The organism is Alteromonas antoniana (genome assembly GCF_019249295.1).
GTDB lineage: Bacteria > Pseudomonadota > Gammaproteobacteria > Enterobacterales > Alteromonadaceae > Alteromonas > Alteromonas antoniana.
In genome coordinates this window covers 1-16,881 of sequence record NZ_JAESDH010000028.1, presented here as the reverse complement: position 1 = coordinate 16,881, position 16,881 = coordinate 1, and the positions used below count along the sequence as shown (strand labels likewise).

Genomic DNA, 16,881 nt, shown 5'->3' with positions numbered 1-16,881 from the left:
AAAAACTATAATGAGGAACGGCCATGGAACAAGAGCAGCTTTTTCCCTTACTTTGTCAGACCGCTGACGGCAAACGTGAGGCATTTGCAGAGCTTTATGAGATCACCAGCCCACAAATCTATGCGGTAGTGCTGAAGATGCTCAAACGCAAAGAGCTTGCGGAAGAAGCAACGCAAGATGCGTTTATTAAAATCTGGCATAACGCTGGTAGTTACCAGCGCAATAAGGGCACCGTACTTACGTGGATGGTGAGCATTGCCAGATACCGGGCATTGGATTTGATGCGCTATCACTCAATTCGAAATGAAGTGGTACTCGAGGACGAAAGCGGACCGCCCGGCGATGCTGGCGAGGCATCTTTGCCAACAAGTGAGCAAAAGAAACTGGATGAGTGCATGGATGAGCTGGATCAACAGCAACGTCAGGCTATTCACCTCGCCTACTTTAACGGGCTGTCTCATCACGAAGTCGTGAAACACCTGTCCTCACCACTTGGTACAATTAAAAGCTGGATCCGCCGCGGTCTGCAAAGTTTGCAACGGTGCCTGTCGATATGAATTATTTAAAAGAAGAACTCAGAAATGCCCTGGCCGCAGAATATGTACTGGGTACATTGCGAGGTAAGGCCCGACTTCGCTACCAGAAACTGATGATGGAGAGCCAGACGATAAGCGAAACCACCTGGATGTGGGAGCAATACTTAAATGGTCTGGGACAAACCGTGCCCCCGGTAAAGCCGCCACAAAAGGTCTGGAGCCTCATTGAGCAAAAGCTGGGCTTTATAGACGCGCCAGCGACAGACGACAACGTCGTCTCTCTGTATCGTCGTCGCTCAAAAGTCTGGCGGACGTTTTCCGGTGTGGCTGCAGCTGCAGCCCTGGTCATCGCCGTATTGTGGGGCACCAGCATCCCGCCTGAAGTGATTGCGCCGACACATGTCGCCGTCGTCAACGACGAAGAAGCCAAACCATTGTGGTTAATTGAGGTGTCTGAGCAAATGCTGACGGTACGCTCTACCGATGTGTTGCAAGCCAGAGCCGATAAAGATTATGAGCTATGGATGGTGCCCGCGAACGGTGAAGCGCCTATTTCATTAGGGTTGCTGCCTGAAGGTGGACGATGGGAGCGGAATACTCCCGCCATTTTACTCCAGCCTGCTATCGCCGCACTGGCAGTCAGCCTCGAGCCACCGGGGGGATCGCCTACCGGTGCGCCAAGCGAGGTACTTTATATTTCACCACTGGTGTCTGTTTAAGTTGCCGAGAGCTGAGAAAAATCAAAAAACCGGCTGTAATATTGCCGGTTTTTTTTTGCTTTCAAAATCGCTGCAGCCACCGCCACTAAAAGCTTTCTGATAATAAGGTTAAAAAAAGAGTAAAAAATTGTGATTATTTTGCATCCACTCTGAGTCCTCAATCGTTTGGCTTTGTGAATACACAACCCGAAGGGAATAATAATGTTCAAACTCAAGCCAACAGTACTGGCACTATCCGGTGTCATTATCACAACTGCAGCCTTTGCATCCAGCCATCGCGAAGCGCCAAACATTACGCGTATGCCCACGCTGGACTCGACCGATTACTATGCGTTTAATAGTTATGAACAGGGCCGTGAGGGCTACGTCACCATGATTGCCAACTATATCCCTCTTCAGGATGCATACGGTGGTCCAAACTACTTTGCAATGGATCCAGCAGCTGAATATGCCATTCACATCGATAACGATGGTGACGCCGTTGAAGACATCAGCTTCACGTTTAACTTCACCTCCATGCTGGCTGCGGAAAATCAGGGTATTGCCCTGCCAGTTGGCCCGGAAGGTGATCAGAAAATGATTAAGGTGCCACTGAAAAACGTCGGCCCTATCAGTGCTGACGATGCCAGTGCGGCAAACTTCTCAGAAATGTATGAGATGACAATGGTAACCGGACCTGCCCGCACCGGCGAGCGCACTGTGCTAATGCCAGCATCGGGCGATATGTTCGGGAAACCACTGGATTACATCGGTAACAAAACGTTCACCAGCATGGAAGAGTACGAGCGCTATGCCGCTCAGTTCGTGTATAACTTCAGCATTCCAGGCTGTGATGATATGGGACGTGTGTTTGTCGGTCAGCGGAAAGACCCCTTTGTTGTCAACCTGGGAGAAACCTTTGACCTGGTGAACTATGTGCCGGTAGAAGGTGACAGTGCGCCAGGTGCTGGTGATGGCAATGGTTTCCCAGGCGGTATCACGCAAAATGCAGATAACGACGACCTGGCGGACAAAAACGTCACATCCATTGCGGTAGAAGTGCCTGCAGCGTGTGTTACCGGTGACGGCAACGGCGTGATTGGTAGCTGGACAACAGCGAGTCTGCCACAGGCCAGGATCCTCAACCCGGATGCGACATTTGAGAAGCCGGAAGTGAATGGCGGCGCAATGACGCAGGTATCACGTCTGGGTAACCCACTGGTAAATGAGCTGGTAATTGGTATTGGCGATAAAGACAAATTCTCTACCTCTCACCCAAGCAGTGATGGGCAGTTCGCAGATTACGTTACCAACCCGGTACTTCCTGAACTTCTGAATATTCTGTTCAGAGATGCAGTGAACACCACACTGGGTGCGTCGATTGAAACACTCGCCCCCACTAACTTCCCGCGAATGGACTTGGTTACTGCATTTTTAACCGGCTTTGAAGGCGTAAATCAACAAGCCACAGTCACCCCGTCTGAAATGTTACGTCTGAATACCGGCATCCCGGCAACACCGGCCGCAGAACAATCTGCATTTGGTGTAGCAGGCGATGACCTTGCCGGCTTCCCGAATGGACGCCGCCCGGGCGATGACGTGGTAGATATTGCGCTACGCGTGGTGATGGGTCGTTTGTGCTACCCCATTCCGGTTAATGGTGAAGACACCGATTTAGGCCTGTGTACGCCGGATGATGCCAGCGTGGGCAATGTCCCCTTTACCGATGGTGCGCCGCTGGATGCCTCAATGATCGATACGGCATTCCCCTATCTTGCAACGCCTAAAGCGGGCTCAGAATAGGAGTAAATGATGCGTAAATTATTACTACTTTCCGTAGTCAGTCTGGCACTCACCGGGTGCTTTGATGACGACGATGACGATAAAGAAAAGCCGGTAATGAATACCGCGCCGGAAGCGATTTCAGAGACATTTATCACGCAAACTGATACCCCATTCAGTGACATGCTGAGTGCCTCTGACGCGGACGGTGACATGCTGACTTATGCACTGGATACCGAAGCCATGTTAGGCACGGTTGAGGTGATGGACGACGGCAGTTTTACTTATACGCCAAACGCACAGGTAACCGGTGAGGACAGTTTTGTCTTTACCGTGTCGGATGGCAAAGCCAGTGCTACTGGCACCGTCACCGTCACTATCGAAGTGCTTGAAGTGTCAGTGTCCGAGTTCACGCGTGACGCGTTTGCGCAGGATCCCACTGATGCGCCACTGCCAGTTAATGGCAGGGAGTTTATTCAGGATGCGGAAGATCCTGACGCTTTTGACGACTTGCTGATAGATCAGTAGTCAACCGTCAAAGCCAGGGACGGCTTTTTTCTATTACCAGAATAATGATAAACCACATCATGCAAGCCCAGTTCACCAAAGACAGGTGCACAACCATGAAACTGAAATCGTTTGACTATAAAACAATGATCCCGCTAACCGGTATTGGCGTGGCGTTGATACTTACCATCATCATGTGGCTGACGCTACCAGGCAAAGCAAATGCAATGGAAAAGCCCCCCTCGCCTGATACCGTGATAGCCAGCTGGCCGGCAAGCGCCAGCACAATTCGTTCAGCCGGGGAAGCGATGGATGTGTTACTGGCATCCCGTAAACTTAACCAATCCGTCACTGCCGTTGGCCAGGTAAAACACTACCTTGAAGAGCAGGAAGCGCGTGGTAAGCTCGATCCCGCGCATAAGCTGGTAAAAGCCAGAATGTTGCAGCTATATCATCAATTTGATGCCGCTTCGGCAGTACTTAACGATGTGGCAAAATCACCAGCTCACTCAGCCAGCGCGCTGTTGCTGCTGGCAAATATACAAGTGCAGATGGGGCAATTTGAGCAGGCAAGAGATACGTGTAGTGACTTATTCGGCCAGGTTGCACTTATCGTTACACTTACCTGCACGTTAGATGCGGATTTCCAGTCATCACCCTCGCGCTCAACATACTCCAGGCTGGCCGCTTTGACCGCGACGCAGGCAACCGCACCAGCAGAACAAATGCTGTGGATCCATGAAACCCTTGCGGCAATGGCACTTCAGGTAAATGAGCCCGAATTAGCCAGAAACCATCTGAAAACTATCGAATTATCGTCCGCGCCTGTTAGTCTGATTGCGCTGTGGATGGATACATACCTTGTCGAGCAAAACCCTTCGGCGATATTCAATCGTATAGCGCCGATGGTTGCTGACCAAAGCAGTCTTGATGACGCCATTTTGCTGCGACTTGCCATTGCCGAAGCGCAGGCAGGTGAAGATAAAACATGGCAACAACGCATGCAGCAGCGAGTCGCCATTCGCGAATGGCGTGAAGACAATGAGCACGCCGCACAGCTGGCGCGATATTACCTGGATGTAGCGCCTGATAAGGACAAAGCACTGCACTTCGCTTCCCTGCACTTTGAACATTCAAAGACAGCGACAGACGCCGCGCTGGTAGCCCGTGCGACTGATGCTTTTAATCAATAACTCTGGATATTTGTATTGTTATGAGAAACAGGATATTGCGCGTTATATCGCTTCTTTTACTGGCAACTGCTGCCTGGCAGGCGCAGTCTCATGAAATCAGCTCGGGCTATCTGACAATCGAAAGTGAAGGTAGTAGCGACATCACAGGCGAACTCTCGCTGAAGCCCTACGATCTTGCACATGTCGTGGCTGTCGATAACGACGCCAACGGCCAGCTTTCCTGGGGAGAAGTGATGCTTGCCCAAAATGAAATCGGCAGCTACGTGCAATCCCATTTAACCTTAACACGCAGCAACGAGGCATGCGAACTGACGTCCGGTACGCCCAAGTTATCGGTTGTGTCTGGTGAGAACCTTATCACGGTTCCCTTTACCGCCACCTGTCCGCCTGGCGAATCACTTACGGTCGGTTACAGCGGCATATTTGATTTTGATCCTACGCACAAGGTACTCACCACATTTTCTGACACCGGTATGCCGACCTCCATCGTGCTGTCGCAACAATCTTCTACACATGAATTCACCAGGAATAACACCGGTTTCTGGGATGGTGTTCGCAGCTTTGTTTATGAAGGTATTATTCATATCTGGATTGGCATCGATCACATCTTATTTCTCATGGCACTGCTACTGACTGTCAACCTGATCCGCCGACAGGAGAGTTGGGTCGGACATCCCACTATTGCACCTATTCTTAAAGAGACGGTCTACCTGGTAACGGCCTTCACGGTCGCCCACTCCATTACCCTGACTATTACCGCGCTGGGATGGATCGCACCAAGTAGCCGATGGGTAGAAGTCGGTATTGCCGTTTCGGTATTACTCACGGCAATGAATAATATCTGGCCCGTGGTAACCCGGCTTACCTGGATAACGTTTGCATTTGGTTTGCTGCATGGAATGGGCTTTGCCAGCGTGTTTGCAGAGTTGCAGTCTAACAGTAACAGCACTCTGGTTACCGTCGCGTCATTTAATATTGGTGTGGAAATCGGTCAGCTAGTAATTGTTCTGGCTGTGTTGCCTTTACTTATCGCCGTCAGAAAATGGCGGTGGTATCCAAAAACACTGATGCCGCTTGCTTCCTCAGCAATTGCTATTGTGGCACTGAACTGGGCTATCCAGCGAATATAGGAACGGGTAAGTCTTGGCGGGCCTCAGGCCCGCCGGTCAGAAAAGTCAGACAACAAGAGGCCGGGGCAGTCCGGTTTTAGAATCAATACGATCCAGCGACGGTCCGCTGTAATTCCCGGCCAGTAGCGCTACCACAGCATCACCGTAGCGTTCGAACCAGAAGTCTCCCATTAGCTTCAGCTTTCTGATATTCGATTCACTGATGTCATCCATGGCATCGTCCGGCGGCGAAGGCATGCCATCCTGAACCTCCATTTGTGCGTTAACACGAATATAGTTCCCAGGTGATGCCATAGTGATGGCCTGATACGCCACCACCCGCTCATCGGAGAGCACATCGATGATCTGGCCTTTGGACATCCACCCCAGCGCGCCCCACTTTCGCGACTCAGGCCCATTGATTTTCCGCGTTTGATATCCTGTGCCTACCGACAAAATACGCAGCGACTCCCAGGGATCCGCGGCCCACAACCTGCGTGCTTCTGCAATAGCACACATCGTCGGATTATTTGCCGTTACTCCCCCATCAATTAACCAGCATTGCTCTCCGCCTTCAGGAATTTCCATGCCATGAGTGGGAAAATAGGTTGGCGCTGCACTTGAGGCATCTGCCACATCACGGCTTTTTAACGATAAATGCTCCGGCACAGTGGTTTTCAGGACATAGGGTTTTCTGTCCTCAATACCGTAAGTCACAGCCAGTACATGCTTATCATTGGTTACCGCATCTGCCAGGCTGGCGTCTTTGAAATTATCAGCCAACAGCCTGGACTTGCCTGTTGCTTCGTATTTGGGAGCATTGATACCGTCCAATTCCATAAAGCCACGGTTCTCGGCAAAAATAACCCTGGCATTTTCCGGGTTGTACAGACCATTAATTTCACTTAAAGACAGCGATGTTGTCGCCAGAGCCAGCGCGATAATGCTTCCCGTGCTGGTACCTGCATAAAAATCGACGCAGTCTCTCAGGTGAAGGTTGTGTTCGGCCAGCAGTGCGTTTTCAACGCGCGACAGAAACTGCGTCGTAGCGGCTCCGCGAATACCGCCGCCATCGAGCGACAGAATAAGTTTAGACATAAGAAGGTCCTCTGAACGTGATGTAATCCCGACGCACTGTTAACATCTGCCTTGCGGTCAACAGTCTGGCTGGCGGATACCGTTTGTTTGTCGCAAGCCTTCTGTTCGGTAGTAATAAACCGCTACCTAAGCAAGGATAGTTACCGTCTAAAGAGTGTGGCGGGGAAAGACATAAACGTCCAGCTACACCGTAGTGAAATCCATATCCGGCTGAGCGATATCCACGTCATCATCAGGGGTATCAATCGCGGTATATTGATAAACACCGTGTGCATTGAGAGTACGCGACAGTTGTTTATCAAACATCAGGTAGTTCAGGTGTGACAGGCATTCGGCGACGGCAAACACCGTATTTCTGCCTGACAATTTGCGTTTAAACATTACCGGCAGGCAATCCACCACCGATTGAGGCGTCTGGCATGCCTGAAGTAAGGCGTTAAGATGACGTTTGTGATGATTCCTTAGTCCGTTGACGCGGTCCTGTAATCCGGTAAACGGGGTGTTGTGCGCCGGCAGAACCAGGGTGGATTCCGGCAACGACAAAAATGGCAGCAGCGTGGCGAGGTACTCTTTAAGCGCATTACCCTCTGGCTCGGTCGAATAAACACCGATGTTCGGAGAGATTTTCGGGAGAATATGATCACCGGAGAGTAGCACATGCTGTTCGTGACAAAACAGGCAGGCATGTTCCGGAGAGTGGCCTCGCCCAATCATAATCTCCCACCGCTTTCCATTTATCGTAAGAACATCGCCATCCCGCAGCCGCTGGTAAGCCAATGGTATAGCTGACACGACACTGGCGAACCCTTTGCTTGATGATACGATTTTCTCTACGGTCTCGTTATCCAGACCAGCACGGGTAAAGTATTCCCGATCATTCCAGCGAGAGCCACCCTGCGGCACATTCAGTAACGCCCTGGCGGTGTAATATTCACTGTTCGTCATGTACAGGGGGACACGGAACTTCTCGGTGATCCAACCGGCAAGCCCAATATGATCGGGGTGCATGTGCGTAACAATAACGCCCTTAACTGGCTTATCGAGATTAGCGAAAATCTGGTCCCATGCCGATTTTGTTGTATCCGTACCCAAGCCAGTATCCACAACAAACCAGCCATCGGTGTCTTCAAGCAGATACAAATTGATATGGTCTAGGTCGAAAGGCAACCCCATTCGAAGCCACAACACGCCCGGCATAATTTCAGTGGTGCAGCCATTCTGCGGCAAGGGGAAATCGGGATAATCCATAGGGACACTCTATTGGTTTTTCACATGATGTATTGTGCGCTCCACAGAAAACAAATTACCAACGCATCTGACTGATAAGCAACTATTTGATAAATTAATATGGCACGTTATTTTCGTGTTAATGTAGGCGTTTACTCACGCCTTCGTGTATTGTTGGCAGACGTGTTCTCCAGAGGGATTTTCATGACGTGGCCGTTGTTTACTGTTGTCAGCCAGACACTGCTTCACAGACTAGCGACTTTGCTTTTTTTATCGTTATTCAGTTTGTCAGTGCAGGCTCAGTCAGACTATGTTCGCCAGTGGCCTGACGCCGTACAAGGTCTTGTCAGTGAGGTAAGAAAGACCCCGGATGCCACCATCTCCGACCTGCAACGCACCTTTGCATTGACCCAGAGCGATGAGGATAAGGCTGCAGTTCATGCGTTATTAAGTCGCGCCTATTCTGCCCTGTTGCTTCACAAAAAGGCGATAGAACACGTCAATCTCGGTCTCGAACTGGTGAGTCCGGCGAATCAGCCATGGCTGTATTACAACTTAACCGTCGCTAAGGCTGAAGCCCTGGATACCGCCGGCGAAGCCCAACAAGGGCTAACGTATACCCAGTCGGCCATAGCCTGGGCAAAGTCAACCGAACACTTCGATCTACTTACTTATGCACTCAGTATTCAGGGTTACATACATCTGGCACTAAGTACCACCGATGATGCGCTGTCTTTTTTTCAGGAAGGCTATCGGCTGGCTCAGGAACACAACACACTGCTAAAACCAGAAGACTTTGCCAGTATGATTGCACTGGTTTATGAGTATCGTGAGGAATGGCAGCAAGCGATTCCGTACTATGAAAGAGCGGAGGCGTACTATCGGGAAACCAACGCTTCACTTGAGCTCGCGAACACCCTGTTCGGACTCGGGAAAGCCTATTTTGAAACCGGACAAATCCAAAAGTCTATGGTCTACCTGCGGGATTCAGCTAACCTGGCGCTGGAAATTGGTGACCTGCAGGGCGCAGCGTACAGCTATGCCATTATGGCTAATCATCTGATCAATCAGGGAAAGTACATCGATGCCGAATCCTTTCTTACTGAAGCGCTGAGTATTTTTGAAGCCGCTGAAAACCCCTATATGCAAATTCAGGCACTCATCAGCCTGGCGAAAGTCGAGCAAAAGAAAGATCAGTTTGAGAATGCCATGAAAATGCTCGACAGAGCTGATGATATGGCGGATGGCAGCGCATTTCTGACCCAAAAAATCCAGATAGGTCTGGAGAAATCGGGGCTGTATGCGTCATTTGGAGAGTATGAAAAAGCCTATCAGTTAATGCTGATCCTTCGTAATTTGCAGAATGACCTGGAGCGGGAGCAAAACTCCCGCCGGTTACTCGAGTTGCGTACTGCTTTTGAAGTTGAACAGCAGGAAGCCCAGAATGCGCTGCTGAAAGAGCAGAATCTACGTCAGCAGACGCAGATAATGAACGAACAGAGCCTGCAGAAATATGTTGTTGCTGTCGCGTTCCTGCTGGTGATCATCTGCCTGTTGCTGTTGTTCCTGTATGTCAACGGAAAGCGGCACCAGCGACGTCTTGAGTTACTTGCCAACGAAGATGAACTGACCGGATTGCTTACACGGCGTAAAACTCTTGATGTTGTCGATAATCAACTTCACCTGGCAATTCGTCATGATGATCCTCTCGCCATCGCAGTTCTCGACCTGGACTATTTCAAACAGATAAATGATAAGTTTGGTCATCAAACCGGTGACGACGTACTGCGGGCGTTTGGTAAACTCGCCAGAAAGACCTTCCGCAGCACCGATATTCTTGGCCGCATTGGCGGCGAAGAGTTTTTATTTGCCTTCCCTCATACCCCGGCAGTAAAAGCAGAAAGCCTGCTGAAAAAGTTCGCAGAGTCAGTACGGGACATCCCGTTTACCATCGGCAACAACCAGTGCCGGATCAGTGTTTCTATCGGCTTGGTAGATGCCAGCGTGGCACGCACAACCAGTGAACTGACAGCATTGGCAGATGAAGCCCTTTATGATGCAAAAGATGCAGGGCGCGATCGCATTGTCAGGCATCAGCCCTCGGATTAAGTGGCAATCTCACCGTTATTGTCAGGACAAGGACTTATACTGTCCCGGCGAACTCTCACTCAGGGACAGCAGTCGTTTGTAGAGCTTTGGGTAGCCTCTGATAGTGGACCGGTCTGTTTGCGTTCGCCAGCACAGACCTGCGTTTGCTTTATCACCAGGCAAGATGCCGAACATTACCATCAGCTCTTAGGATCCATGCCCGTCACGGTAATGCCGGGAGATTTTAAAACCCTCTCCCAAGAGCCGGTTACCCTGTTGCGTACGCAGACCGAATACCAGATGCAACGCCTGAGAAAAGCGTTACGAGCCCATAGCATCACGGCGTACGAAGCAGACATTCGCCTGCCAGATCGCTATCTGATGGAGCGTTTTATATACGGGTCACTGATTTTTCAGGGGAGTCAGAGTCAGGACCGCAATGCGCTGATTAACGCGCGGGTAAAACCAGGCAGATATACGCCATCACTCACCAGTCTGAGTATTGATATTGAGTGCGATGAGCATGGTCAGCTATATTCAGTTGCTCTGTCTTCCGTGTCGTGGCAAGAGGTCATCCTGATCCCTCCCGACAACAGCACCACTCTCAATGATAACGCGCTTCCTTTTACCCTGACCCTGGCAAAAGATGAACAGGACCTGCTGGTGAAACTGGAAACCAGTATCGCCACCGCCGATCCGGATCTTTTACTAGGCTGGAATGTGAAACAATTCGACTTTGCGGTTTTGCAGCAATGCGCAACCCGCTATGGACGATCGTTACATATAGGCAGGCAGCGTCATGCTATGACATTAAAAACCTGGTCTGACGGACAGGTTATTGTTGAGATCCCGGGACGATGTGTCATTGATGGGATTGAGGCGCTTAAAACCATGACGTACTACTTTGAGTCGTTTGCGCTTGACGCCGTGGCGGAAGCGCTGTTGGATGAAAGGAAGCTGATTCAGGACAGCGATCGCTTAGGGGCGATAAAAAAGCTTTACCGGCAGGATCCGGTCGCACTAGCACGGTATAACTTTCAGGATACCGTGCTGGTTAACCGTATTGCAGAAACGACCCGGTTTATCGATTTTCTAGTTCTTCGCGCCACGCTCACCGGTCTCGATTTGGGACGACCTGGTGGCTCCGTTGCGGCGTTCATCAATGTGTATCTGCCAAAGCTACACCGTCATCACTATGTCAGCGGCGTTCGTCCTCAAAACGGCGGACTGGCAAGCCCTGGCGGCTATGTAATGAGCTCAAAGCCTGGCCTGTACCAGCATGTTTTAGTATTAGACTTTAAAAGCCTGTACCCCTCGATTATCCGTACTTTTAAAATTGATCCTATGGGACTGGCAGAAGGGCTGGCCAATCCTGACACCGCCATTCCCGGATACAAAAATGCAGTTTTTTCAAGAGAGCGCCATTTTCTTCCAGACATTATTGCCAGTTTGTGGGCGCAGCGCGACGAAGCTAAGCGCGAAAAAGATGCACCGCGATCGCAGGCAATTAAGATTTTGATGAACTCTTTTTATGGAGTTCTTGGCAGTGGCGGATGCCCGTTTTACGACCCCAGACTGGCCAGCTCCATCACGCTTAGGGGGCATGACATCATGCAAACCACTGCTCGCTGGATAACAGAACTTGGTTACGATGTGATTTACGGTGATACAGACTCTACCTTCGTCCATTTGCCAGACATTAATAATGCAGCCGAGGCAAACGCCGTTGGTAAAAAGCTGGAAGAACACATTAACCAGCAATGGCAGACAACCTTACGGGAAAAGTTCAATCTCGACTGTTATCTTGAGATTGAATTTGAAACCCATTTTGACACGTTCTTTATGCCTACCATTCGCGGCGCCGAGACTGGCAGTAAAAAACGTTATGCCGGATTAACTACCAGAAACGGGAATCAGGAACTGGTGTTTAAAGGCCTGGAGAGTGTGCGATCAGACTGGACAGCGCTGGCTAAAACCTTCCAGGAAACCCTGTACATGAATGTGTTTACCGGCCAGCCCGTCGAGGGGTTTATTCGCAATACTGTCGATGCGCTTCGGGCCGGTCGCCATGACGAGGCGCTGGTTTACAGTAAACGATTGCGCAAGCCGCTCTCAGAATATACGCGCTCAGTCCCCCCCCACGTCCGTGCTGCCCGTCTGGCTGACGAAAAGCATGCGCAAGAGGGTCAGCCATTACGCTATCAGAATAAGTCACAAATACGGTATGTTATGACTGTGCAGGGGCCGCAGACCACCGAATGTCAGACTGCACCACTCGATTACGATCATTACGTAGAGAAGCAAATCAAACCCATCGCTGAGAGCATCCTGCCGTTAATTGGATTACGTTTTGATACAATCGTAAACGAGCAAATGGGTTTATTTTAGCCACCTTTATGTCATGCTTAACGTACTTGATAATTAATAGGGATTCCTTGTGAAATCTGCAATTGCTCTGGTGTTGCTACTTTTCATATTCTCAACGGATGCGGCCACGCTTTATCTGACACGCCACTTTGAAAAAGCCGCTGGCGACGATCCGTCACTGACATCGCAAGGGCAATCCCGAGCAGAGCAACTGGCGACATTGCTGGCCGACAAGCCAATCAGCGCTATTTACGCGACGCCGTATAAACGGACGCAAGAGACCGTCATGCCGTTATCAAAAGCGACGTCGGTTGAGATCTCGACTTATGATCCGAAGAAGCTAAAAGCCCTCGCCCGTACGCTTCAGAAGAATAACGAGACTGCTGTAATAGCCGGCCACAGCAACACCACGCCTGAGCTGATACGCTATCTGGGCGGTCCGGCATTTTCTATCACTGAGCAGGACTACGGCACACTTTTCATCCTGGAATTTGTCGACGGACAGACTAACGTGACGCTGCAGCGAGTGCCAAAACAGTAATGGGAGGCAGTGCATCGACAGACAATGCCTTACGTCTTCTGTTAAATCTGTCAGCTGTGCCACATCAACAGGCCTCATAATTAAGATCCGCTGAGCTAAGCGGCCTTTCTGAGCGTACCTGAATATTCAAAACCGTAAACGTCGTGTTATACGCAGAACAGTTATGCTGACGTAGCATTTTCGTTGCCGGCCGGTTGATTTCAGTAAAAACAAAACAGGAAGTGAATATGATTTCAGTCGCTCTGGCACAATATCCCGTATCACGGCTGGATAACTGGGATGATTTCGCTGATAACATCCGTACCTGGGTTAAAAGCGCCAGTGAAAAAAACGCCTCGCTGCTAATGTTTCCTGAGTATGCCAGCATGGAGCTGGTGGGATTGCTGCCGCAGGATATTCAAGTAAAACTTAACGAACAACTTGTTTATCTTCAAAAATTCTATGCTGGGTATATTGCATTATTCGAACAATTGGCGAGACAATACTCACTCTATATCCTTGCTGGCTCTTATCCTGTTTTGACTGACGAAAAGGAATACAGAAACCGCGCATCATTTTTTGGCCCTTCAGGCTTAATAGGCTTTCAGGATAAGTTAATAATGACGCGATTTGAACGAGAGCGATGGCGTATCAGCCCGGGTGATCAGCTTTCCGTATTCAAAACAGACATTGGCAATATTGGTATCAATATTTGCTATGACAGTGAATTTCCTATGCTGGCCAGGCGACAGGCTGAGGCTGGTGCGGATGTCATACTGGTTCCCAGTTGCACAGACACACAGGCGGGGTATCAGCGTGTCAGAACCGGAGCGAGAGCCCGTGCGCTGGAAAACCAGTGCTTTGTATTACACGCGGCACTGGTGGGTGACGCCGATAAGAATCCAGCCGTTTTCAGAAATACCGGAAAGTCGGCTGTCTATTGCCCGCCAGACAGCAAGATTTCAGATTCGGGGATTTGGACACAAAAAACCGACGAGGTGGCAGGCCTGCTTACCGCGGATATTGATCTTGCAGTCACGCAAACGCTACGCGAGCAGGGTCAGGTAACTACCTATGCCGACTGGCCAAGGCAGTGGCTGATCACGGGCCCATAAACACAGACATTAACCCAGAGTGAACTAATGAAAGAACCTGCAAAATTCATCCGCTTTCATGGCGGGCTGTTACTTTTCGCGCTGGCGACCAGCCTGTTGTTTATGCTTACCGGCATCATCGAAAAGCCTGACGTCATTGCGGCAGCGATAGTCGCGTTTGTCTCACTGGAAATTATGGCGTTTATGCCAAACCGGGAATAAGCAATCCGCCTGCTGATAATCAGACAGAACCGGAAAATATAGGCGAGAAGTCAGATAGCTTGCGATGTCGTATATGCGAAATAACCGACAAGGCCGCAAAGCTCTAGTCATGAATTGCCTGGCGTTCACCGGTAAAGCAAAAAAATGGCATTTTTGTGCGACAGTCGCGTGCAGCGTCGCGCCCTAAAATATTCTCACGGTAAGCATCTGAACAGCATCTACGTACGTGACCGTCCCTGTAGCTGAACCTTTCAGCACCACGACAGGGAAGCCGGATTTAAGCTCGCCAACTACCTTAATGCAATCGCCAATACCAGTAGTTACCGAAAATTGAGTCGCTTCATTATCAACGCTTACCTGATACACGAATGCGAAAAATAAATGCGATATCGCTCTGTGGACGCTGAAGGTAAATACGTAAGTTTTGCAAAAAGTTCTATAGATATCACATATTGAAATAACTCGAACCGCTTGCCAACTTTATCGCAACGTATTGTTTTTATTTAATTAAAAAGGTTCTGGCACGCTCCCTGAATGGTCCACTGTGAATTTTCTCCTCCGTTTTATGCAGTATGGAGGCAAAACCAAGGAGTCAGATATGAAAAAGTTAACATTAGTAACATTGATCAGTGCGGCATTGTCAGCTGGTGCAGTTGCAGGCGAGGACAAGGATAAAATTGATAGTACATTTGCCGATCTGGACAACAACGACAATGGGTATATCTCTCGTGAAGAAGCCGATGATGACGATATCTATGAGCATTTCTCCAATATTGATATGAACAATGACATGCGTTTATCGATAAAGGAATTCAACACGCACGTGACAAATAACCCAGATCATTTTCACGGTGATGTGGTAGCGTCCGTACAGAAGATGAGTAACAGTGTTGAAGAGGTCGACCCGAAAACTGTATCTGCGGCAGGTAATGACCATAAAATGGACGCAACCATGCACGCAAAAACGAAAGCTGAGTCAGCCGGCAAAATGTTTGAAAAAGAAGTGAAAGTCAAAAAAACGGTCGTGGCTGAGAGCGAATTTGACCTGATGGATGCTGACAATGACGGCGAGCTTACTAAAGCAGAGGCGTCGCGCAGCGGTGTTATTCAGAACTTTGATGAAATTGACATGAACGGTAACGAGCTGATTACCCGAGTGGAATACTCGCAGTACCAGCGTACTATGGCTGATAACTCTGAAGAGTAAGTCAGCGTTCATTGTATAGAAGCCGCTTCGTGCGGCTTTTTTTATATGTGCTGCCTGAATATACTGGTATATAGCAGTGTTACACTTGCGATATTTCTATTATAGAAACCAGCGTTTCTGTATCAAATTTCAGAGCTGACATTAAGCGTAGCTGTCACTCCCGCCTTACACATATCATCGACTTAAAAGCTGCTTTGGGGTATTTAAGGTGGTTTTACGAGGTATCCGCGGCTATAGTCTTACCAAATAACCACAGATACTTGGTAAGACGCGAATGTATACACTGCGCAGTCGTCCAGGCACAGAGCATGGGCGTTTCGAAGTTGCCAGTTTTAAGCAGGTACTTTCTTTTTCTGCACGCGGACCGTGGAATGACGAAACACTCAGGCGTGGCTCCCGCGAGATGGGCGAAGTTATCAACAACCTCGACCTTACTAAGCCCTGGTGTCAGATAAGCTGCTTATTCGGTGAAAGCCTGATGCAGCCCTCTGTTTATAATTATTTTGTAAAACAAACTGCTGTACGTAAAAGCTTAGGGCTGTCCGTTTTAGCTATCGTAATACTTGAATCTGATATCGCATCAACAATTAAGCGGCAGCTGACCACTGCTTACGGCTCTGCAAATATTGATCATGAGTTTTTTAACGATATTGATAGCGCATTGAACATGCTACAAAACGCAGGCTTTGAGGTGGACTCGCCGAATATAAAGCACTTCTTTGAACAAAATGCGTTCCGGTGAGTAACCGAAGTTCTGTATCCGCATATCTTCTTGTCACAATATCAAACGACTGCTTATCATTTCATTACCACCATAGAGTGAGTCCTGCGTTGCCCCCCGCTTACTAATGTAAAAGCATGATCAGAATTGGTCTCGCATATGCCTTATCTGACGTTTCCACGACGTAGTGAATCTGTAACGGGTAGGTACTATAAACTCATTGTGCCGATGCCAGAAGATAACTATTTTATTGATATAGAACTTTTCCCGTGTTGCTGCGGGTTTTATGCCGGGTCTTTGCACAGAGTATCTTCGAATAGCGGTTTGCGGTTCTCGTTCCTTTATTGCGTTCTACGAGCCGCTTTCCCGTAGGAGCCGGTGAATGTAAAGCTAGATTGGATTTCTTCGTCACACAACGAAAAAAGCCCGCTCATCTGAGCGGGCTTTTCGAATTGGGAGCTTGGCGGTGTGCTACTCTCACATGGGGAGACCCCACACTACCATCGCCGCTA

At 49.4% G+C, this 16,881-nt stretch carries 15 protein-coding genes; 13 read left to right on the top strand and 2 right to left on the bottom strand.

The window, feature by feature from the left end; genetic code table 11:
* Window positions 1-23 precede the first annotated feature (23 nt).
* The 6 genes from JKP77_RS18650 to JKP77_RS18625 all read left to right on the top strand — a co-directional run bounded on the left by JKP77_RS18650 (window position 24) and on the right by JKP77_RS18625 (window position 5,846).
* Window positions 24-557, top strand: coding sequence for a sigma-70 family RNA polymerase sigma factor (locus tag JKP77_RS18650; protein WP_218312679.1), 534 nt, complete (start codon window positions 24-26; stop codon window positions 555-557).
* Window positions 554-1,255 (top strand): anti-sigma factor, encoded by a 702-nt coding sequence (locus tag JKP77_RS18645; protein ID WP_218312678.1) that lies wholly within the window; start codon window positions 554-556, stop codon window positions 1,253-1,255. The genes JKP77_RS18650 and JKP77_RS18645 overlap by 4 nt, the downstream gene beginning before the upstream one ends.
* Window positions 1,256-1,456: 201 nt before the next feature.
* Window positions 1,457-3,037, top strand: a complete 1,581-nt coding sequence (locus tag JKP77_RS18640) for a DUF4331 domain-containing protein (RefSeq protein WP_218312677.1) — start codon at window positions 1,457-1,459, stop codon at window positions 3,035-3,037.
* Window positions 3,038-3,043: 6 nt separating this feature from the next.
* On the top strand, window positions 3,044-3,544 hold the full coding sequence (locus JKP77_RS18635; protein ID WP_338024897.1) for an Ig-like domain-containing protein: 501 nt from the start codon (window positions 3,044-3,046) through the stop codon (window positions 3,542-3,544).
* Between the two features lie 95 nt (window positions 3,545-3,639).
* Window positions 3,640-4,716 carry a hypothetical protein gene (locus JKP77_RS18630; protein WP_218312676.1) on the top strand — a complete coding sequence of 359 codons (1,077 nt, stop codon included), beginning with the start codon at window positions 3,640-3,642 and terminating at the stop codon, window positions 4,714-4,716.
* Between the two features lie 20 nt (window positions 4,717-4,736).
* Window positions 4,737-5,846: a HupE/UreJ family protein gene (locus JKP77_RS18625; protein ID WP_218312675.1), complete on the top strand. Its 1,110-nt coding sequence runs from the start codon at window positions 4,737-4,739 to the stop codon at window positions 5,844-5,846.
* A 45-nt stretch (window positions 5,847-5,891) separates the two neighbouring features.
* On the opposite strand, the gene JKP77_RS18620 is transcribed toward JKP77_RS18625, so the two are convergent.
* Both JKP77_RS18620 and JKP77_RS18615 read right to left on the bottom strand, forming a co-directional pair.
* The gene (locus JKP77_RS18620) at window positions 5,892-6,923 is read right to left on the bottom strand and encodes a patatin-like phospholipase family protein (RefSeq protein WP_218312674.1); all 1,032 of its coding nucleotides are present in this window, start codon (window positions 6,921-6,923) and stop codon (window positions 5,892-5,894) included.
* Window positions 6,924-7,106: 183 nt separating this feature from the next.
* Complete coding sequence (locus JKP77_RS18615; protein WP_218312673.1) at window positions 7,107-8,171, bottom strand: MBL fold metallo-hydrolase; 1,065 nt, start codon at window positions 8,169-8,171, stop codon at window positions 7,107-7,109.
* Window positions 8,172-8,354: 183 nt separating this feature from the next.
* Here JKP77_RS18615 and JKP77_RS18610 point away from each other — a divergent pair, with 183 nt between their 5' ends.
* The 7 genes from JKP77_RS18610 to JKP77_RS18580 all read left to right on the top strand — a co-directional run bounded on the left by JKP77_RS18610 (window position 8,355) and on the right by JKP77_RS18580 (window position 16,390).
* Entirely contained in the window at window positions 8,355-10,259 is a 1,905-nt protein-coding gene (locus JKP77_RS18610) for a sensor domain-containing diguanylate cyclase (protein WP_218312672.1), read from the top strand.
* A gap of 18 nt (window positions 10,260-10,277) precedes the next feature.
* On the top strand, window positions 10,278-12,626 hold the full coding sequence (locus JKP77_RS18605) for a DNA polymerase II (RefSeq protein ID WP_218312706.1): 2,349 nt from the start codon (window positions 10,278-10,280) through the stop codon (window positions 12,624-12,626).
* 49 nt (window positions 12,627-12,675) lie between these two features.
* Window positions 12,676-13,146, top strand: a complete 471-nt coding sequence (locus JKP77_RS18600; protein WP_218312671.1) for a SixA phosphatase family protein — start codon at window positions 12,676-12,678, stop codon at window positions 13,144-13,146.
* A gap of 227 nt (window positions 13,147-13,373) precedes the next feature.
* Complete coding sequence (locus tag JKP77_RS18595) at window positions 13,374-14,240, top strand: carbon-nitrogen hydrolase family protein (protein ID WP_218312670.1); 867 nt, start codon at window positions 13,374-13,376, stop codon at window positions 14,238-14,240.
* Window positions 14,241-14,267: 27 nt separating this feature from the next.
* Complete coding sequence (locus JKP77_RS18590) at window positions 14,268-14,441, top strand: hypothetical protein (RefSeq protein WP_218312669.1); 174 nt, start codon at window positions 14,268-14,270, stop codon at window positions 14,439-14,441.
* A 598-nt stretch (window positions 14,442-15,039) separates the two neighbouring features.
* Complete coding sequence (locus JKP77_RS18585) at window positions 15,040-15,648, top strand: EF-hand domain-containing protein (protein WP_218312668.1); 609 nt, start codon at window positions 15,040-15,042, stop codon at window positions 15,646-15,648.
* A gap of 274 nt (window positions 15,649-15,922) precedes the next feature.
* Window positions 15,923-16,390, top strand: a complete 468-nt coding sequence (locus JKP77_RS18580; RefSeq protein WP_218312667.1) for a hypothetical protein — start codon at window positions 15,923-15,925, stop codon at window positions 16,388-16,390.
* The last annotated feature ends 491 nt before the right edge of the window (window positions 16,391-16,881 follow it).